Source organism: Micromonospora chersina (assembly GCF_900091475.1).
Lineage (GTDB): Bacteria > Actinomycetota > Actinomycetes > Mycobacteriales > Micromonosporaceae > Micromonospora > Micromonospora chersina.
Genome location: NZ_FMIB01000002.1, coordinates 2,582,516 through 2,600,464, shown reverse-complemented (window position 1 = coordinate 2,600,464; position 17,949 = coordinate 2,582,516). Strand labels below are relative to the sequence as shown.

Annotated in this window: 16 protein-coding genes; 8 read left to right on the top strand and 8 right to left on the bottom strand. The window is 73.1% G+C overall.

Features of this window, described 5'->3' with window-relative positions:
* Positions 1–20: 20 nt before the first annotated feature.
* The 3 genes from GA0070603_RS11795 to GA0070603_RS11785 all read right to left on the bottom strand — a co-directional run bounded on the left by GA0070603_RS11795 (position 21) and on the right by GA0070603_RS11785 (position 4,711).
* Positions 21–2,090 (bottom strand): 3-hydroxyacyl-CoA dehydrogenase NAD-binding domain-containing protein, encoded by a 2,070-nt coding sequence (locus GA0070603_RS11795; protein WP_091311747.1) that lies wholly within the window; start codon positions 2,088–2,090, stop codon positions 21–23.
* The gene (locus GA0070603_RS11790) at positions 2,087–3,283 is read right to left on the bottom strand and encodes a thiolase family protein (RefSeq protein ID WP_091311743.1); all 1,197 of its coding nucleotides are present in this window, start codon (positions 3,281–3,283) and stop codon (positions 2,087–2,089) included. The genes GA0070603_RS11795 and GA0070603_RS11790 overlap by 4 nt, the downstream gene beginning before the upstream one ends.
* Positions 3,284–3,388: 105 nt before the next feature.
* On the bottom strand, positions 3,389–4,711 hold the full coding sequence (locus GA0070603_RS11785) for a ribonuclease D (RefSeq protein ID WP_091311741.1): 1,323 nt from the start codon (positions 4,709–4,711) through the stop codon (positions 3,389–3,391).
* A gap of 224 nt (positions 4,712–4,935) precedes the next feature.
* Between GA0070603_RS11785 and GA0070603_RS11780 the strand changes: the two genes are divergently transcribed.
* Complete coding sequence (locus GA0070603_RS11780) at positions 4,936–6,441, top strand: trypsin-like peptidase domain-containing protein (protein ID WP_091311737.1); 1,506 nt, start codon at positions 4,936–4,938, stop codon at positions 6,439–6,441.
* Between the two features lie 122 nt (positions 6,442–6,563).
* Positions 6,564–7,418, top strand: a complete 855-nt coding sequence (locus GA0070603_RS11775) for a hypothetical protein (RefSeq protein ID WP_091311733.1) — start codon at positions 6,564–6,566, stop codon at positions 7,416–7,418.
* Between the two features lie 100 nt (positions 7,419–7,518).
* On the opposite strand, the gene GA0070603_RS11770 is transcribed toward GA0070603_RS11775, so the two are convergent.
* Entirely contained in the window at positions 7,519–8,091 is a 573-nt protein-coding gene (locus GA0070603_RS11770) for a DUF3000 domain-containing protein (protein ID WP_091311730.1), read from the bottom strand.
* 161 nt (positions 8,092–8,252) lie between these two features.
* Here GA0070603_RS11770 and hemE point away from each other — a divergent pair, with 161 nt between their 5' ends.
* From hemE to hemQ, 3 genes are read left to right on the top strand one after another with little or no spacing between them, the layout of a single operon-like run.
* Positions 8,253–9,344, top strand: a complete 1,092-nt coding sequence (gene hemE / locus GA0070603_RS11765) for a uroporphyrinogen decarboxylase (RefSeq protein ID WP_091311726.1) — start codon at positions 8,253–8,255, stop codon at positions 9,342–9,344.
* A gap of 13 nt (positions 9,345–9,357) precedes the next feature.
* Complete coding sequence (hemG, locus tag GA0070603_RS11760; protein WP_091311722.1) at positions 9,358–10,818, top strand: protoporphyrinogen oxidase; 1,461 nt, start codon at positions 9,358–9,360, stop codon at positions 10,816–10,818.
* The gene (gene hemQ, locus GA0070603_RS11755; RefSeq protein ID WP_091311718.1) at positions 10,815–11,516 is read left to right on the top strand and encodes a hydrogen peroxide-dependent heme synthase; all 702 of its coding nucleotides are present in this window, start codon (positions 10,815–10,817) and stop codon (positions 11,514–11,516) included. Before hemG ends, hemQ begins: the two co-directional genes overlap by 4 nt.
* A gap of 46 nt (positions 11,517–11,562) precedes the next feature.
* Here the strand turns inward: hemQ and GA0070603_RS11750 are convergent, their stop codons facing one another.
* The 3 genes from GA0070603_RS11750 to GA0070603_RS11740 form a co-directional block, all read right to left on the bottom strand.
* Positions 11,563–12,672, bottom strand: coding sequence for a lytic polysaccharide monooxygenase auxiliary activity family 9 protein (locus GA0070603_RS11750; protein ID WP_091311714.1), 1,110 nt, complete (start codon positions 12,670–12,672; stop codon positions 11,563–11,565).
* A 128-nt stretch (positions 12,673–12,800) separates the two neighbouring features.
* Positions 12,801–13,250: a GNAT family N-acetyltransferase gene (locus GA0070603_RS11745; protein ID WP_091311711.1), complete on the bottom strand. Its 450-nt coding sequence runs from the start codon at positions 13,248–13,250 to the stop codon at positions 12,801–12,803.
* Positions 13,251–13,281: 31 nt separating this feature from the next.
* Positions 13,282–13,542 (bottom strand): metallothionein, encoded by a 261-nt coding sequence (locus GA0070603_RS11740; protein ID WP_091311707.1) that lies wholly within the window; start codon positions 13,540–13,542, stop codon positions 13,282–13,284.
* Positions 13,543–13,698: 156 nt separating this feature from the next.
* On the opposite strand from GA0070603_RS11740, the gene GA0070603_RS11735 reads away from it, so the two are divergent.
* The gene (locus GA0070603_RS11735) at positions 13,699–13,974 is read left to right on the top strand and encodes an isoamylase early set domain-containing protein (RefSeq protein ID WP_091311703.1); all 276 of its coding nucleotides are present in this window, start codon (positions 13,699–13,701) and stop codon (positions 13,972–13,974) included.
* 50 nt (positions 13,975–14,024) lie between these two features.
* Here GA0070603_RS11735 and msrB read toward each other — a convergent pair whose 3' ends face one another.
* Positions 14,025–14,435 (bottom strand): peptide-methionine (R)-S-oxide reductase MsrB, encoded by a 411-nt coding sequence (gene msrB, locus GA0070603_RS11730; RefSeq protein ID WP_091311700.1) that lies wholly within the window; start codon positions 14,433–14,435, stop codon positions 14,025–14,027.
* Between the two features lie 47 nt (positions 14,436–14,482).
* Here msrB and ligD point away from each other — a divergent pair, with 47 nt between their 5' ends.
* Entirely contained in the window at positions 14,483–15,508 is a 1,026-nt protein-coding gene (gene ligD / locus GA0070603_RS11725) for a non-homologous end-joining DNA ligase (protein ID WP_091311696.1), read from the top strand.
* Between the two features lie 66 nt (positions 15,509–15,574).
* Positions 15,575–16,504, top strand: coding sequence for a tyrosine-type recombinase/integrase (locus GA0070603_RS11720; protein ID WP_091311693.1), 930 nt, complete (start codon positions 15,575–15,577; stop codon positions 16,502–16,504).
* The last annotated feature ends 1,445 nt before the right edge of the window (positions 16,505–17,949 follow it).

Below are 17,949 nucleotides of genomic sequence, written 5' to 3'. Positions count from 1 at the left end.
CGCGATCGTGGCGGAGCGGGCTAGGCGCGCAGGCTGGCGACCCCGCGGGGCAGGAACCGCTTGCCGGTGACCCGCTCGGAGGTGCCGGTCCGGTCCAGGTACGGCGTGACGCCGCCCAGGTGGAACGGCCAGCCGGCGCCGAGGATCATGCACAGGTCGATGTCCTGCGCCTCCGCGACGACGCCCTCGTCGAGCATCAGCCGGATCTCCTCGGCCAGCGCGTCCAGCGCGTTCTGCCGGACCTGCTCGGCCGTGAGCGGCTGGTCGCCGACCACGAGCAGCTTGGCGACGTCCTCGTTGACCTGGTCGTCGACCACGATCGGCTGGCCCGAGTCGGCGATCCGCTTGAGGTTCTCGCTGACGCCGAACCGCTCCGGGAAGGCGGCGTGCAGGGTGCCGCCCACGTGGTACGCCACGGCCGGGCCGACCAGCTGGAGCAGGGCGAGCGGGCGCATCGGCAGGCCCAGCGGGTCCAGCGCGCTGTTCGCCACGTCCAGCGGGGTGCCCTGGTCCACGGCGGCGAAGACGGTGCCGAGGAAGCGGGTCAGCAGCCGGTTGACCACGAACGCCGGGGCGTCCTTGACCAGCACGCTGGACTTCTTGAGCTGCTTGCCGACCGCGAACGCCGTCGCGAGGGTGGCGTCGTCGGTCCGCTCGCCGCGGACGATCTCCAGCAGCGGCAGCACGGCGACCGGGTTGAAGAAGTGGAAGCCCACCACCCGCTCGGGGTGCTCCAGGTCGGCGGCCATCTCGGTGATCGACAGCGAGCTGGTGTTGGTGGCGAGCACCGCCTCCGGCTTGACGATCTTCTCCAGCTCGGCCCAGACCTGCTTCTTGACGCCGAGGTCCTCGAAGACGGCCTCGATGACGAAGTCGGCGTCGGCGAAGACGGACTTGTCGACCGAGCCGCTGACCAGGCCGTACAGCTTGGCGGCGGTGCCCTTGTCCATCCGGCCCTTGCTGACGGCCTTCTCGATCTGGGCGTGCACGTAGCCGACGCCCTTGTCCACCCGCGACTGGTCCAGGTCGGTCATCACGACCGGCACCTGGAGGCGGCGGGCGAAGAGCAGGGCGAGCTGGCTGGCCATCAGGCCGGCGCCCACGATGCCCACCTTGGTGACCGGGCGGGCCAGGCCCTTGTCCGGCGCGCCGGCCGGCCGCTTGGCCCGCCGCTGCACCAGGTCGAAGGCGTACAGGCCGCTGCGCAGCTCCTCGGAGAAGACCAGGTCGGCGAGCGCCTCGTCCTCGGCCGCGGTGCCGGCCGCGAAGTCGGCGTCCTTCGCGGTCTCCAGCAGGTCCAGCGCCTTGTACGCGGCCGGGACCGCCCCGTGCAGCCGCTGGTCGAGGGTCTGCCGGGCGAAGTAGAGCACGCCCGCCCACATGTCCTTGTCGACCTCGGGCCGGGTCACGGTGACCTCGCCCTTGACGACGCCGGCGGCCCACTCCAGGGACCGCTCCAGGAAGTCGGCCGGCTCCAGCAGCACGTCCGCGATGCCCATCTCGGCCGCCTGCTTCGGCTTGAGCATCTTGTTCTGCATCAGCGGGTTCTGCAGGATCACCTGGGTCGCCGCCGGGATGCCGATGAGGTTCGGCAGCAGCTGCGTGCCGCCCCAGCCGGGCACCAGGCCGAGCGAGACCTCGGGCAGCGCCAGGGCCGCCGCGCCCGCCGACAGGGTCCGGTAGTGGCAGTGCAGGGCCAGCTCGAGGCCGCCGCCCATCGCCGCGCCGTTGACGAACGCGAAGGTCGGGACCTCGCTGTCCTTGAGCCGGGCGAAGACCCGGTGGCCGAGCCGGCCGATCTCCAGCGCCTGCTCGCGGTTCTCCAGCTGCGGGAGGCTGGTGATGTCCGCACCCACGCAGAAGATGTACGGCTTGCCGGTGACCGCGACGAACGCCGGGTCCGCCGCCAGGGCGGCGGTGATCGCCTCGTCCAGGCTGGTCAGGCCGCCCGGGCCGAAGCTGTTCGGCTTGGTGTGGTCGAAACCGTTGTCCAGGGTGATGAGGGCGGCGGGACGGTCCAGCCCCGGTACGTTCACCTGGCGCAGCAGCGCCCTGGTGACGACCTCGTTCGGTGCGGCGAGCGCGCTCACTTGTTGCCACCCTCCCAGTGCGGGTTCTCCCAGATCACGGTGCCGCCCATGCCGATGCCGATGCACATGGCGGTGAGGCCGTAGCGGACCTCGGGGTGCTCGGCGAACTGCCGGGCGAGCTGGGTCATCAGCCGGACGCCGGACGAGGCGAGCGGGTGACCGATGGCGATCGCGCCGCCCCACGGGTTGACCCGCGGGTCGTCGTCGGCGATGCCGAAGTGGTCGAGGAAGGCCAGCACCTGCACGGCGAACGCCTCGTTCAGCTCGAACAGGCCGATGTCGTCGATGCTCAGGCCGGCGATGCGCAGCGCCTTCTCGGTCGACGGGATCGGACCGACGCCCATCACCTCGGGCTCGACGCCCACGAAGCCGTACGACACCAGCCGCATGCCGATCGGCAGGCCCAGCTCGCGGGCGGTCTCCTCGGCGACCACGAGCGCCGCGGTGGCACCGTCGTTCAGGCCGGCCGCGTTGCCCGCGGTGACCTTGCCGTGCGGGCGGAACGGGGTCTTCAGGGTGGCGAGCTTCTCCAGCGAGGTCTCCCGGGGAGCCTCGTCGGTGGTGGCCAGGCCCCAGCCGGCCTCCGGGTCGCGGATCGCCACCGGCACCAGGTCGCCCTGGAGCTTGCCGTTGGCGTACGCCTTGGCGGTCTTCTGCTGCGAGGCGAGCGCGAACGCGTCGGTGCGCTCCTTGGTGATGTGCGGGACCCGGTCGTGCAGGTTCTCCGCTGTCGCGCCCATGACGAGCGCGGACGGGTCGACAAGCTTCTCCGCGATGATCCGCGGGTTGGGGTCGACGCCCTCGCCCATCGGGTGGCGGCCCATGTGCTCGACGCCGCCGGCGATGGCCACGTCGTAGGCGCCCATGGCGATGCCGCTGGCCACGGTGGTGACGGCGGTCATCGCGCCGGCGCACATGCGGTCGATGGCGAAGCCGGGCACCGTCTTGGGCAGGCCGGCCAGCAGGGCGGCGGTGCGGCCGATGGTCAGGCCCTGGTCGCCGATCTGGGTGGTGGCCGCGATGGCGACCTCCTCCACCTTCTCCGGCGGCAGCTGCGGGTTGCGCCGCATCAGCTCGCGGATGCAGCGGATCACCAGGTCGTCGGCGCGGGTGTTGGCGTACATGCCACCCGCCTTGCCGAACGGGGTGCGGACGCCGTCGACGAAGACGACATCCCGAACTTCACGGGGCACTGAGAGCCTCCCTAGCCGGCACTGGCGTTTCCCCGGATGCTACTCGTCAGTAACCAACGCCGACACCACCCCCCGTGTGGCCAACCCCACACCAGGAGGGCGGGGTCAGGACACGGGGAGGTGGAGCGCTCGGGTCAGGGCGGGCAGGAGGAGGCCCAGCTGCCACTCCCGCGCGCCGAAGGTGCGCAGCGTCTCCGCGACCGTGTCGTCGGTGATCTCCTCGGGCGGCTGCCAGGCCAGGCGGCGGATGTAGTCGGGGGCGATCAGGTTCTCCGCGGGGAGGTGGTGGGCGGCGGCGGTGCCGACGACCACCTCGCGGCAGCGGGCCAGCCGGCCGGCGGCCACCGGGTCCCGCTCCGCCCACCGGTGCGGCGGGGGCGGCCCCTCGACCACCGGCGTCACCGGCAGGGCGTCGTCCGGCAGTTCGCGTGCCTCGTCCAGGGCCGCCAACCAGGTACGCGCCAGCCGGCGCACCGAACGGCCACCGAAACCGGGAAGGGTGAGCAGGGTCTTCTCGTCCTTCGGGTCCAGCTCGGCGGCGGCCACGATGGCCGAGTCCGGCAGCACCCGCCCCGGGGCGGCGTCCCGCCGCGCGGCGATCTGGTCCCGCGCGTACCACAGCGAACGGACCCGGGCCTGCGCCCGCGCGCCGCGGACCCGGTGGATGCCCGACGTGCGGCGCCACGGCTCGGCGCGCACCCGGGGCGGACGGGCGCCGTTGCGCACCAGCGCGGCGAACTCCTCCGCCGCCCACGCCGACTTGCCCTGCTTGTCCAGCTCCTCGTCGAGGGCGTCGCGCAGGTCCACCAGCAGCTCCACGTCCAGCGCCGCGTACGTCAGCCAGGACTCCGGCAGCGGCCGGCTCGACCAGTCCGCCGCCGAGTGGTGCTTCTCCAGGCTGTAGCCGAGCAGCTGCTCGGTCAGCGCGGCCAGGCCCACCCGCTCGAAACCGGCCAGCCGGGCGGCCAGCTCGGTGTCGAACAGCCGGCGCGGGCGCAGCCCCAGCTCAGCCAGGCAGGCGAGATCCTGGCTGGCGGCGTGCAGCACCCACTCGGCCTCGGCGATCGCCTCGTCGAGGGCCGAGAGGTCGGGCAACGGCAGCGGGTCGATCAGCGCCGTGCCGGAGCCCTCCCGGCGCAGCTGCACGAGGTAGGCGCGCTGGCTGTAGCGGTAGCCCGAGGCGCGCTCGGCGTCCAGGGCCACGGGGCCGGTGCCGGCCGAGAAACGCGCCACGACCTCGTCGAGCGCGCTCGGAGCGGCCACCGGCGCGGGCGTGCCCTCGCGCGGGGCGGTCAGCGGGACAGGGCCGCCCACGGTGGGTTCGGTCCCCGCGTCCGCCGGCTCCGGCGTGGCCGACGACGGATGCGGTGAGGCCTCTTCCGTGCGGCTTTCGGCGGCCCGACGGCGCAGGGGTGGTTCGTCGGTCACCTGACAACCCTAGTGCGCCGGGCGATCCGGTGTGCGCAGCCGGTCGGGCGCGTGTCGGCGGGATGTCCGGGAGATGGCGTGACAGGGTCGGGTTGCGCCGGGATGGCAGGGTCGGACATCGGGGAAGACAAACCCCGTTCACGCAGGTACGGTCCATCGAGCCGCGGACTCGAAGGCTGTCGGCGCGCGTCGGTGGGGCGGTCACGGGGGAGGACAAGGCGATCATGACGGGCTCTTACGGGGCCGGTGACGGCGTGCCCGGGCAGGGCGGCGACGAGACGGCCGACCAGGCGCGGGCCGGGGGCGACCGGCCGGGGCCCCTGCCGCCGCGCATCGTCCCCCCGACCGGCCACGCCGCGGTCCCCGGCCAGCCGGCCGGCTACCCGGCCGCGCCGACCCCGAACCCGGCCGCCGGTTTCTCGCCCGGCGCGGGCCACGGGTCCGCACCCGGCTTCGGCGCCGCGCCCGCCGCACCCGGCGGTGCCCCGAGCGCCGACCCGTCGGCCGCCCGGGCCACCTGGTCGGGTGCGCCGAACGGCGGCCAGTGGGGCGGCCCGGCCGCGCCCGCCCCGCGCACCCCCGGCGGCTGGACACCCGGGCAGCCGGGCACCGCACCGGGGCAGCCGGCCGCCCCCGGACAGTTCGCCGGCCAGGCCGGCGCCGCCGCCCACGCGGCCCCGCCCGCCTCGCCCACCGCCACGCCGGCCGCGGGCCCGGGCCAGCCCGGCTCCACCTACCCGACCCAGCCCACCCCCGGCGCGGCCTACCCGGCACCGGGGTCCGGCGCGTCCTTTCCGGGTCAGCCGACCTCCGGGCCGGCCTTCCCGGGCCAGCCGACCTCCGGCCCGTCGTTCCCCGGCCAGCCGACCTCCGGCCCGGCCTACCCGGGCCAGCCCACGTCCGGCCCGGCCTTCCCGGGCCAGCCGGGCGGCGGCCAGCCCGAGAGGGCCGGGCGGGGGCGCCGGCTCCCGGTGGTGGCGCTCGTCCTGGCCGGGGTCCTGGCCCTGGTGGCGGGTGTGCAGGCGTACCAGATCCACCGGCTCGACGACCGGCTCGCCGCCACCGACCGGCGGCTGGCCGAGGCGCAGGGCGCCGACGCCGGCCGGCTCGACGGCCTGGAGGAGCGGGCGGGGGTCCTGGAGAAGCAGGCCGGGGCCGCGTTCAACCCGGAGGCCGTGGCGAGCGCGGTGCTGCCCAGCGTGTTCCGGGTCCGGGCCGGCCAGTTCACCGGCACGGCCTTCGCCATCGGCAAGGCGCCCGCCGGCGGCGGCACCACGCTGCTCACCAACTTCCACGTGGTGGAGTCGGTCTTCGCCGCCGGCGACCGCAAGGTCTTCCTGGAGCGCACCGACCAGCGGTTCGAGGCGACGATCGTCGAGGTCGACAAGGACAAGGACCTCGCCCACCTGCGCACCAGCGCGAAGTTCACCGGCCTGGTCGCGGCGCGTACGCCGGTCAAGTCCGGTCAGCAGATCGTGGTGGTCGGCGCGCCGCTCGGCCTCCAGGACAGCGTCACCACGGGCGTGGTGAGCGCGTTCCGCAAGGACGAGGGCGGCTCCGGCCCGGTGATCCAGTTCGACGCGCCGATCAATCCCGGCAACTCCGGTGGGCCGGTGATCAACGGCGCCAAGGAGGTCGTCGGGATCGCCACGGCCAAGGCCCGGGACGCCGAGGGCATCGGCCTCGCGGTGCCGATCAAGACCGCGTGCGACCGGTTCAAGCTCTGCTGACCGGCGCGCCCGCCGGTGACCCCATCCCGGCGCCGTCGCGGCGTAGGCCCGGCCACGCCGACCGCAGACCCCGGCCCTGACGGGCCACCCCGCGGGGGACCAGCAAACCTGGAGGAAGAGACATGTCCCAGCCACCGACCGGAGCGGGCGGCTACCCGCCCCAGCCGCCGGGGGGCACGGTGTACGGCGGCTCGTACGGCAGCCCGCCCGCGCCCGAGCAGTACGGGCCGGCCCAGCCCGAGCCCCCGCAGTACCGGGCGCCCCAGCCCGACCCGACCCTGCCCCAGCCCACAGCGCCGGTCCCCGGGCAGTACGCGCCGGGCGCCGCCCCGGTCCCGCCGCCGGGCGCCCCGGGTTCCGCGCCCGGCTACCCGCAGCCCATGTCGGCCCCGCCAACCTCCGGCGCCGGCTCCGCGCCCGGTTACCCGCAGCCCATGTCGGCGCCGCCCACGTCGGTCCCACCGGCCTCCGCGCCGGGCTACCCGATGTCGGCACCGCCGGTCTCCGCGCCGGGCTACCCGATGTCGGCCCCGCCCGGCCCGGTGCCGCCCTACGGCGCGCCCGCGGCGGGCGGCGGCAAGGGGCGGGCCGCCCTCATCCTGGGCATCGTCGCCGGGCTGCTGCTGGTCCTGGGCGGCGTGATGACCGGCCTCTACGTGACCACCAACGGCAAGCTGCACAAGGCCGAGCAGCAGGTCAGCCAGCGGGACGGCACGATCACCGCGAACCGGCAGGAGATCGACAAGCTCAAGGGCGACCTCCAGTCGGTCCGCGACAAGCTCGCCGACACCCAGCAGGACCTGACCGGCACCAAGAACGACCGGGACGAGCAGGCCCGGCAGAAGAAGGTCATCGCGAGCTGCCTGGACAAGCTGACCACGGCCATCGCGGCGGCGTCCCGGGGCGACAAGGCGGCCTTCGACGCGGCCAACAAGGGCCTCGACAAGGTCTGCGACGAGGCCGAGAACTACCTCTGATCCGGCTCCGCACGGGCCGTTCCGGGACCTCCCGGGGCGGCCCGTCGCCGTGTCGGCCGGTGACGACCGCCGTGGCGGCGACCGGCGGGTGCGGGACCGGTCAGGCGGCGCCGGCGGGGCGGCGGGTCGGCAGCGCGGTCACGCCGGGTGGGGGCAGGCCGGCCGTCGAGGCCAGCAGCGTGCACCAGCCGAGCAGGTGCGGGGCCAGATCGGCGCCGAGCGGCGTCCAGGAGGCGCGGATCTCGATGTCGCCCGCGGCGGGCGGCCCGGCCAGCTCGCCGAACCGGGTGGAGAGCGTCTGGGTGACGGTGCCGCCGATGGCCCGGTAGCGGGCCTCCTGCGCGTCGAGCGCGTCGGTCAGCCACGTCCAGCCCACCCCGGGCAGCAGCGGGTCGCTGGCCAGGTCGACCTCCAGCTCCGCGGTCACGTAGGTGACCAGCCGCAGGGTGCCCTGCCACGCCTCGTGCCCGGCCGGGTCGTGCAGCAGGATGAGCCGGCCGGTGGCCACCTCGTCGCCGTCGCGGAGCACCCCGGCGGAGAGCGCGAACGCGTAGGGCGCCAGGCGCTGCGGGGCGCCGACCTCCTCCAGCACGATCTCCGGGCGGCAGGTCACCGATCGCAACCCCGCGACCGCGCGGGCGAACGTTTCCGGGAGCGCGATCGGGGGGGCCATGACGGCAGCCTATGCCGCCGCCCGCCCCGTCGCGTGACGGCGCGCCGGGCGGACGGTCACGATCTTGGGCGCCGGGGCCGCGGCGGACACCGGAGGGTGGCCGGTCACAAAAGGTGACGGTGGCGGCGGGGGTCGCCCGGGCGCGTGGCACGATTGCCGCGATGACCACCGAAGCCACGGGCACTGCCGCCCGAGACGGAGAACCCCGCCGCGGCGGGCCGGCCGACTCGCCCTTCGTCCGCGCCTGCCGGCGCGAGCCGGGCCCGCACACCCCGGTCTGGTTCATGCGCCAGGCCGGCCGGTCGCTGCCGGAGTACCGGGAGATCCGGGCCAACGTGCCGATGCTGGAGTCGTGCCGCCGCCCGGAACTGGTCACCGAGATCACCCTCCAGCCGGTCCGCCGGCACGGGGTCGACGCGGCCATCCTGTTCAGCGACATCGTGGTGCCGGTGGCCGCCGCCGGGATCGACCTGGACATCGTGCCCGGCACCGGCCCGGTGGTGGCCGAGCCGGTCCGCACCGCCGCCGACGTCGAGCGGATCAACCCGATCGGCCGGGACGACGTGTCCTACGTGGACGAGGCCGTCCGGCTGCTCGTCGCCGAGCTGGGCGACACCCCGCTCATCGGCTTCGCGGGCGCGCCGTTCACCCTGGCCAGCTACCTCGTCGAGGGCGGCCCGTCGCGCACCCACGCCAAGACCAAGGCGCTCATGTACGGCGACCCGGAGCTGTGGCACGCGCTCTGCGCGCGGCTCGCCGAGGTGACGCTGGCGTTCCTGCGGGTGCAGGTCGACGCCGGGGTCTCCGCGGTGCAGCTCTTCGACTCCTGGGCCGGGGCGCTCTCCGAGGCGGACTACCGCCGCTACGTGCTGCCGCACTCGGCCCACGTGCTCGCCGGCCTGGCCGGCGCCGGCGTCCCCCGGATCCACTTCGGGGTGGGCACCGCGGAGCTGCTCGGCGCGATGGGCGAGGCCGGCGCCGACGTGGTCGGCGTGGACTGGCGTACGCCGCTGGACGTCGCGACCCGCCGGATCGGCCCGGACAAGGCCGTGCAGGGCAACCTCGACCCGGCCGTGCTGCTCGCCCCCTGGCCGGTGGTGGAGGCCGCGGTGCGCCGGATCCTCGGCGAGGGCCGCGCCGCCCCGGGCCACGTGTTCAACCTCGGTCACGGCGTGCTGCCGGAGACCGACCCCGAGGTGCTGACCCGGGTGGTCGCGCTGGTGCACGAGCTGTCCGCGCGGCCGGCCGCGTAAGGGAGGGACGACCATGGCGCGACCGTGGCGGGTGGCGATCGTCGGTGGCGGGATCACCGGGCTGGCCGCCGCCGTCCGGTTGCGCGACCGCGCCCCCACCGGCACCGAGATCACCGTGTACGAGCAGTCCGGCCGCCTCGGCGGCAAGCTGCGCACCGGTGAGCTGGCCGGCGGCCCGGTCGAGTTCGGCGCCGAGTCGTTCCTCATGCGTGACCCGGCCGGCGGGGAGTCGGCCGCGGTGAGCCTGATCCGCCGGCTCGGCCTGGCCGGGTCGATCGTGCACCCCACCGTCGGGCAGGCCGCCCTGGTGGTCGACGGCGGGCTGCGCCCGGTCCCGGGCGGCACCCTGGTGGGCGTACCCGGGGATCTGGACAAGGTGGCGGCGGTGGCGCGGCCGGCCGCGGCGGCCGACCGGGACGGCGGCGCGCCGCTGCTCCCGGCGGACGCCGACGTGTCGGTCGGCGCGCTGGTGCGCGACCGGCTCGGCGACGAGGTGGTGGACCGGCTGGTCGACCCGATGCTCGGCGGCGTCTACGCGGGCCGGGCCGACGACCTGTCGCTGGTCACCACCATGCCGGCGCTGGCCCGGGCGGCCCGCGTCGAGCACACCCTGGTCGGTGCGGTCCGCGCCGCGCAGGCCGCCGCACCCCGCGCCCCGGGCGCACCGGTCTTCGGCACCCTGGCCGGCGGGCTGAGCACCCTGGTCGAGGCGGCGGCGCGGGAGAGCGGGGCGACGATCCGCCGGGACGCCGCAGTGCGCGAGCTGCGTCCCACCCCGACCGGCTGGCGCCTCACCGTCGGTCCCACCCGGGATCCGGACGACGGCTCCAGGTCGCGGCGCGGCGGCAGACGCGCCGAGCTGGAGTCGTCGCAAGTCGAGGCCGACGCCGTGCTGCTCGCCGTGCCGGCGCGCCCGGCCGCCCGGCTGCTCGCCGGCCCGGCCCCGGAGGTCGCGACGGCCGTCGGCGGGCTGGACTACGCCAGCGTCGCGCTGGTCACCATGGCCCTGCCCGAGCCGGAGTTGCCGGAGCTGTCCGGCTTCCTGGTGCCGGCCACCGAGGGGCTGCTGATCAAGGCGTCCACGTTCTTCACCACCAAGTGGGGTCACCTGCGCCGGCCCGACGGGCTCGCCCTGGTCCGCGCCTCGGTCGGCCGGTACGGCGACGAGACCTCGCTCCAGCTCACCGACGACGACCTGGTCGCCACCGTGCACCGGGAGCTGTCGAAGGTGCTCGGCACGCCGCTGCCGACCCCCGTGGCCCGGCACGTGCAGCGGTGGGGTGGCGCCCTGCCGCAGTACACGCCGGGGCACCTCGGCCGGGTGGCGGCGGCCCGGACGGCGCTGCGCGCCGCCCACCCGACGCTGGCCCTGGCCGGGGCCGGCTACGACGGCGTCGGCATCCCGGTCTGCGTCCGCTCCGGCGAGACGGCGGCCGAAGAGATCATCACTGCACTGGGAGGATCGGCAGCATGACGGAGCAGACCAACGCGGCCCGGCTGCGGGAGCTCAACGAGACCATCCGCTACACCATGTGGTCCGTCTACCGGGCCACCAGCCCCCTCCCGTCGCTGCGCGAGAACGTCGTCGCCGAGGTCGAGTCGCTCTTCGAGGAGCTGGCCGGCAAGGACGTCACCATCCGCGGCACGTACGACGTGGCCGGCCTGCGCGCCGACGCGGACCTGATGATCTGGTGGCACTCGTCCTCCAGCGACGCGCTCCAGGACGCGTACCTGCGGTTCCGGCGCACCACCCTGGGCCGGGCGCTGACCCCGGTCTGGTCGCAGATGGCGCTGCACCGGCCGGCCGAGTTCAACAAGAGCCACATCCCGGCGTTCCTGGCCGACGAGGAGCCGCGCGCCTACCTCTGCGTCTACCCGTTCGTCCGGTCGTACGAGTGGTACCTGCTGCCCGACGCCGAGCGGCGGGAGCTGCTGGCCGAGCACGGCAAGATGGCGCGCGGCTACCCCGACGTGCGGGCCAACACGGTGGCCTCGTTCGCGCTGGGCGACTACGAGTGGATGCTCGCCTTCGAGGCCGACGAGCTGCACCGGATCGTCGACCTCATGCGGGACCTGCGGGCCTCCCGGGCCCGCCGGCACGTGCGCGAGGAGATCCCGTTCTACACGGGCCGCCGCCGCTCGATCGCCGACTTCGTCACCTGCCTGGTCTGAGCCGCGCCCGGCCGGGGTCGCGTACGCGACCCCGGCCGGACGGCGGTCAGGCGACAGTCGTGCAGGAGAGGATCCCGGGCGCCGGGTTGCTCCCGCTCCACGAGCCGACGAAACCGAACGTGGTGCTCGCCCCGGCGGCGAGGGTGCCGTTGTAGGCCACGTTGCGTGCGGTGACAAGCGTTCCGCTGGTGCTCACCGTGGCGTTCCACGCCGAGCTGACCTGCTGGCCGTTGGCGTAGTTCCAGCTCACCGACCAGCCGCGGACCGGCGACCCGCCGTTGGTCACCTGCACCTCGGCCTGGAAGCCGCCGCCCCACTGCCCGGTGATCCGGTACGTCGCCGTGCACGCCCCGGCCGGGTTCGGCGTCGTCGGAGGCGGCGTGGTCGGCGGCGTGGTGGTCGGGGGCGGCGTGGTGGGCGGGGTGGTGGTCGGCGGCGGCGTGGTGGGCGGCGTGGTCGAGCCGCCGCCGAAGTCCACGTCGCTGCACAGGTAGTACGACTGGTCCAGGTGGCTGGCCTGCCAGATGGTGTAGACGACGTGCCGGCCGGTGCGGCCCGGCGCGTTCGCCGGCACCTGGATCGACACGCCCTGCGACTCGGGCGTCCACTGGCTGGCCGGGGTGTTGCCGATCTGGCCGACCAGCTCCAGGTCGCTCCAGCGCAGCGGCGTGGTCAGCGCGTTGTAGCCCTGCTTCGACACGTACACCCGGATGTAGTCGGCGCCGTGGCTGGCCTGGTCGTACAGCTTGATCCGGAAGTTGCTGGTCACCGGCGCGGTCTTCCAGGCGCCGACCGCGTCGAGGGCGTTGTAGCGCCCGCTGGCGGTGTGCCCGGCGCTGCACAGCTGGCCGTCCGGGATGGCCGCCTGGTGGTTGCCGGCGACGCCCTCCCGGAACAGGCCGTTCCAGTTCCACATGGCGTTCGGGTCGGCCTGCCAGGCTTGCCAGCACATCGGGTCCTGGGTGGCCATCGCCGGGTTCTGGAAGTCGCCGCCCCAGCGCTGCCAGCAGCCGTAGTTGCGCGACGCCGGGTCGACCACCGACCCGTGCGCCGAGGCCGGGCCGGACAGCGCGGTGGTGAGCAGCGCCGCGACGACCGCGCAGACGCTGAGGATCGCCGCCACGAGCGGGGCGCGGCGGCGGTGCGGAGTGGACATGGAAGCCTCCGGGGTGGGGATGTCGGTGTACGACGCCCGGACGGTGCGGGAGTTGCCCCCTCCCGCGGCTCGTGTGGCGGCTCCGCCTGGCACGCTGCCACAGGAAAGCGGTATCCGTCAATGTCTGCTCAGGCGGCGGGGCGGCCCTCCCGCCGCATCGGGGTGTGCGGGATCCCGTCCTCGACGTAGCCGGGGCCGCTGACCGCGAAGCCGTGGCCGGCGTAGAAGTCGACCAGGTGGGTCTGCGCCTCCAGCACGCATGGGCCGTCGCCCACCACGGCGAGGGCCTCCCGCATCAGCGCGCCGGCCAGGCCCGCGCCGCGGGCCGCCGGCGCCACCACGACCCGGCCGATCCGCGCGGTGCCGTCCGGGTCGGCCAGGATTCGCAGGTACGCCACCACGTCGCCGTCCCGGGTCAGCCAGAGGTGCCGGGTGCCGGGTTCGACGTCCCGGCCGTCCAGCTCCGGGTACGGGCAGGACTGTTCGACGACGAACACGTCGATGCGCAGCCGGAGCAGGTCGTGGAAGGTGCGCGCGTCCAGCTCGGCGAAGCTGGCCAGGTGGGACTCGACAGGCATCCCGCGATGGTAGGCCCGCCGCTTGAGGCCCTCAGGCGGGGCGGGCGCCGACCGCGTCGCGGACCTCGGCACCCTGGGCGCCCTCGACGGCGCGGGCGCAGTGGGCGCAGCAGAAGAACCGGCCGGAGACCTCGACGCCGTGCCCGACGATCTTCGTCTGGCAGTGCTCGCAGATCGGCGCCATCTTCTGGATGGCGCACTCGAAGGAGTCGAAGGTGTGCGTGGCCCCGTTGACCGTGCGCACCTCGAACGCCATCCAGTAGTCGTTGCCGCAGACCTCACAGGTAGCCATACGAAACCCCCCGAAAACGGACCCGTCATCCCAGGGTCGGTCAGCGGACACACCCCGGCAACCGAAACCGGCGAACCTGATCCGGCTCGACGGCGAGTCGCCTCCGGCGTGTCGCGCGTTAGACCCGGTGACCGCCTCGAACCTCGGAGGAACCCCTTGATCAAGCGCAACAAGCTTTTCGGCAACCAGACCCGGGTCACCTTCTGCCTGCCCCGGGACACCCCGCCCGGCACGGTCAGCGTGGTCGGCTGCTTCAACGACTGGCAGCCCGGCCGGCACGAACTGGTCGCCCGCCGCGACGGCACCCGGACGGTGACCGTGCGGCTCGGCCCGGGGGAGCACCGCTTTCGCTACCTCGCCACCGGCGGCGTCTGGCTGGACGACGAGGCCGCCGACGCGGTCGACGAGCAGGGCAGCCGCCTGCTGCTCTGACCGGCCGGCGGCGTCCCTCCGTCAGCCCCTGGGCCGGCGGCCGAGTGCCGTCAGCCCTGTCGCGGCTCCAGCCGGACCGAGATCGAGTTCACGCAGTGCCGGGTGTCCTTCGGGGTGAAGCCCTCGCCCTCGAAGACGTGGCCCAGGTGGCTGTCGCAACGGGCGCAGCGGATCTCCACCCGCCGCATCCCGAGCGTGTTGTCGGGGATCTCCTTGACCGCGCCCGGGATGGCGTCGTCGAAGCTCGGCCACCCGCAGTGCGAGTCGAACTTGTCCTCGCTGCGGAACAGCTCCGCCCCGCAGGCCCGGCAGTGGTAGACGCCGGGGGTCTTGGTGTCGACGTACTCGCCGGTCCAGGGGCGTTCGGTGCCGGCCTCGCGGAGCACCCGGAACTCCTCCGGGCTCAGCCGGACCCGCCACTCGTCCTCGGTGCGGGGCAGTTCATTGTCGGTAAGACTCACCGGTCAACGGTACGTCGGCCGTCGGTGGCATCGCATAGGGTCGCCCAATGGCTGGCAGCAAGGCCGCAGTCGAGGAGATCGAGGTCGCCGGGCATACCGTCCGGCTGAGCAGCCCCGACCGGGTGATCTTCCCGCAGCGCGGCTTCACCAAGGCGGACGTCTTCCACTACTACCTGTCGGTGGGCGAGGGGATCATGCGGGCCCTGCGCGACCGGCCCACCACCCTCCAGCGCTTCCCCGAGGGCATCGAGGGGGAGGCGTTCTTCCAGAAGCGGGTGCCCGCCCGGGGCGTACCCCCGTGGGTGACGACCGCGGAGATCAGCTTCCCCAGCGGCCGGAAGGCCGCCGAGCTGTGCCCCGCCGACCTGGCGCACGTGGCCTGGGCCGCCCAGATGGGCACTGTGGTCTTCCACCCGTGGCCGGTGCGCGCCGCCGACGTCGACCGCCCCGACGAGCTGCGCATCGACCTCGACCCGCAGCCGGGCACCGACTTCACCCACGCGGTCACCGCCGCCGGTGAGCTGCGCGGGCTCCTGGGCGAGCTGGGTGTGACCGGCTGGCCGAAGACCTCCGGCGGCCGGGGCCTGCACGTCTACCTGCGCATCCAGCCGCGCTGGACGTTCGTCGAGGTGCGCCGGGCCACCATCGCCCTGGCCCGGGAGCTGGAACGGCGCCGCCCCGAACTGGTCACCACCGCCTGGTGGAAGGAGGAGCGGGGCAGCCGGGTCTTCGTCGACTTCAACCAGATGGCCCGCGACCGCACCATCGCCTGCGCCTACTCGCTGCGGGCCAACGGGCGGGCCACCGTGTCCACCCCCGTCGACTGGGACGAGCTGACCGAGGTCGACCCGGACGACTTCCACCTGGGCAGCGTGCCGGCCCGGTTCGCGGAGCGGGGCGACCCGCACGCCGGCATCGACGACGCCCCGTGGGACATCACCCCGCTGCTGGAGTGGGCCGAGCGGGACGCCGCGGCCGGTCAGGGCGACATGCCCTACCCGCCGGAATACCCGAAGATGCCCGGCGAGCCCAAGCGGGTGCAGCCCTCCAAGGACCGCGACCGGACCAGGTAAAACACCGCCCCAAAGGGCGGGAGCCGGGGTAGCTTAACCGCGACTCGCCGGATAATCTACCCGGCCATGTCCCCTGAGATCAGCGACCTTGCTGCCTCCTTCCGTCGGCACCTGCGGGCCGCCGGGAAGGCTGACCGAACCCTGACCCTCTACGGCCAGTCGATCCGGTTTTTCTGTGACTGGCTGGCGGCTCAGGGCCGCCCCACCACCCTTGACCAACTCCACCGGCACGCGGTGTCCGCGTGGCTGGCTGACCTGTCGGAGCGGGTGGACGTCGAGACGGTGCGGACCCGGCTACGCGGAATGCGCCGGTTTGCGCGGTGGCTGGTGGCTGAGGGGGAGCTAGACAAGGCTCCGACGGAGGGTGTGGAGATGCCCGCCCGGCTTGATAAGCCGGTGCGCGTCTTGACCGATGAGGAATTGATCCGGCTACTCAAACAATGCGCCGTGGCGCGTGGTCGTGCTGGCGTCTTTGACCGACGCATTTTCGACGGCCGACGCGATGAGGTCATCATTCGTCTGCTGACCGATTGCGGCCTGCGGGTTTCTGAGTTGGTGTCGCTGACCGTCGCTGACTCCCTCAACTTGGATCAGGAGTTGCTTTACGTAACGGGCAAGGGGAGCCGTCCCCGGATCGTTCCCTACGGGGCCCGGACGGGCCAGGCGATCGATCGCTACCTGCGGGTCCGTTCAGCCCACCCGTACGCGGGCCGTGGTGACAAGTTGCTGTTGGGGGAGCGGGGGCCGCTATCGGCTGACGGGGTGCGTTGGCGGCTGGAGCTTTTGGGCAGGGCCGCTCAGGTGCCGGACCTGCACCCGCATGCCTTCCGCCACACGTTCGCCCATCGCTGGCTCGCCAACGGCGGCCAGGAGCGCGACCTGATGCAGCTCGCGGGCTGGCGCTCGGACGCGATGCTGTCTGTGTACGCCCGGTCTACTGCGGTAGCCCGGGCTCAGGACTCGCACCGTAGGTTGGCCCTAGGCGATCTCATTTAGCGGCCTGAGAGGGCCGCACAGCGGCTAACGGCCCCGGCTAGTTGTCCCCGTGAGGGTCAGCCTGCCGGGTTCCTCCTGCCAAAAGTCACGGGCTGTGTCCGCAAGCGGGTACGAACAGTGACGGCCGCGGGGGTGCCCTGTTCGCGATCATAGGATTACCGAGTAACGCGGACGGCTAGCTGCCCTGTTGGTGATGGCAGAATATCCGAGCGGGTGTTACAGCGCCTGACAGAATTACCGGCGGCCCCGGTCGGGGCTGATTATCGCGTTTAAACGGTCGGGGTTGAACTCTGCCCAAAGGAAGGAAGCTGGGTATGACCCGTAAGCTTATTGCCCTGCTGGCGCGGCTGGTGATCGCCGTTGAAGAGGGTAATGCTTTGAAGCGCATTGAAATGCGCCGGGGGGGGGGGGGGGCGCTCTGCCGGATGACGGCCGGGGCCGTCGCAACTGGGAAAGCTAAGGGCGGAAGGACGGTAGGACGTATGGCGTATTCGCAAGAACGGAGCCAGCAGGCGGCTACTTATCTCGATTGGCAGAGGGCCCTACTTGAGGAACCGTTGCCGTGCGACGGCCAGGCGGCGGAGGTTGCCCGGCGGTATCACGTAGCGACCGAAGAGACCTGGGCGAACTTCAAACTTTTCATCATGCGGTTTTCGCTTCACGGAACGTGGGGTGCCGGTATCCGCCCGACGTACGGCCGGGTAGCTGACGCTATGGGTGTGAGTACGCGGACCGCTCAGGATCTCATCACGGCGGCGCGTGAGCTTGGGTGGCTGGTGCGGGTTGGTAACGCTGGTTCCCGGGGTGGAGCTGGCGGCGGGGGCACCGCTGCGACGTGGCGTGTAAACGACCCGTACGCCATGGCGAACGACGAGCCGGCGGCTGTTCCCGCCGGGGTCGGCAGCGTTGATCCTTGGCTGAGCTAGCTTGACCCGTTAAGCAGAGAGTAAGCCGCGGCGTCGCTGTCTGTGACCGACTTGCGGAGTACCTATATCTGTCTCTGTTCCTGTGACTGTCCCTATGACTGTCACTGTCTCTGTGACTGTCATTGTCACTGTCGTTTGCCGGGCGTAGTTCAGACGGAGCCTCGGACTAACACCTTCCCTACGTTGAACTACGGGAAGGTTTATACCCACCAAGGGGAAAGGGCAACCCTTGAAGGTTGCCCTACTCACAACCCCCTACAACTCAACCGCAAAGGCCGAACAGAGTATGTGTTTCGCGTTGATCTTGGAGGTAACCACTGTCTTTCTCAACCTGCACTCGCTGCAAGCGGCTTATCCCAATGGGCACCGGGTCACGGTGCCAGGGTTGCAAGCCTCAACCGTTCGCAAAGGCACAACGGCCGTACGCGAACAACCGAAGCCATCCGCCGGAGTGGTACAGCACCAGGGCTAAGCGTATGAAGTCAGCTTTCCTGGCTGACAACCCGAGGTGCCATGAGT

Bases quoted from the DNA above. Each gene is read 5' to 3' on its own strand.
- hemE (WP_091311726.1), top strand. From the start codon at position 8,253: ATGACCACCGAAGCCACGGGCACTGCCGCCCGAGACGGAGAACCCCGC.
- ligD (WP_091311696.1), top strand. From the start codon at position 14,483: ATGGCTGGCAGCAAGGCCGCAGTCGAGGAGATCGAGGTCGCCGGGCAT.
- GA0070603_RS11775 (WP_091311733.1), top strand. From the start codon at position 6,564: ATGTCCCAGCCACCGACCGGAGCGGGCGGCTACCCGCCCCAGCCGCCG.
- GA0070603_RS11750 (WP_091311714.1), bottom strand. From the start codon at position 12,672: ATGTCCACTCCGCACCGCCGCCGCGCCCCGCTCGTGGCGGCGATCCTC.
- GA0070603_RS11720 (WP_091311693.1), top strand. From the start codon at position 15,575: ATGTCCCCTGAGATCAGCGACCTTGCTGCCTCCTTCCGTCGGCACCTG.
- GA0070603_RS11740 (WP_091311707.1), bottom strand. From the start codon at position 13,542: ATGGCTACCTGTGAGGTCTGCGGCAACGACTACTGGATGGCGTTCGAG.
- hemQ (WP_091311718.1), top strand. From the start codon at position 10,815: ATGACGGAGCAGACCAACGCGGCCCGGCTGCGGGAGCTCAACGAGACC.
- hemG (WP_091311722.1), top strand. From the start codon at position 9,358: ATGGCGCGACCGTGGCGGGTGGCGATCGTCGGTGGCGGGATCACCGGG.
- GA0070603_RS11770 (WP_091311730.1), bottom strand. From the start codon at position 8,091: ATGGCCCCCCCGATCGCGCTCCCGGAAACGTTCGCCCGCGCGGTCGCG.
- GA0070603_RS11780 (WP_091311737.1), top strand. From the start codon at position 4,936: ATGACGGGCTCTTACGGGGCCGGTGACGGCGTGCCCGGGCAGGGCGGC.
- GA0070603_RS11745 (WP_091311711.1), bottom strand. From the start codon at position 13,250: ATGCCTGTCGAGTCCCACCTGGCCAGCTTCGCCGAGCTGGACGCGCGC.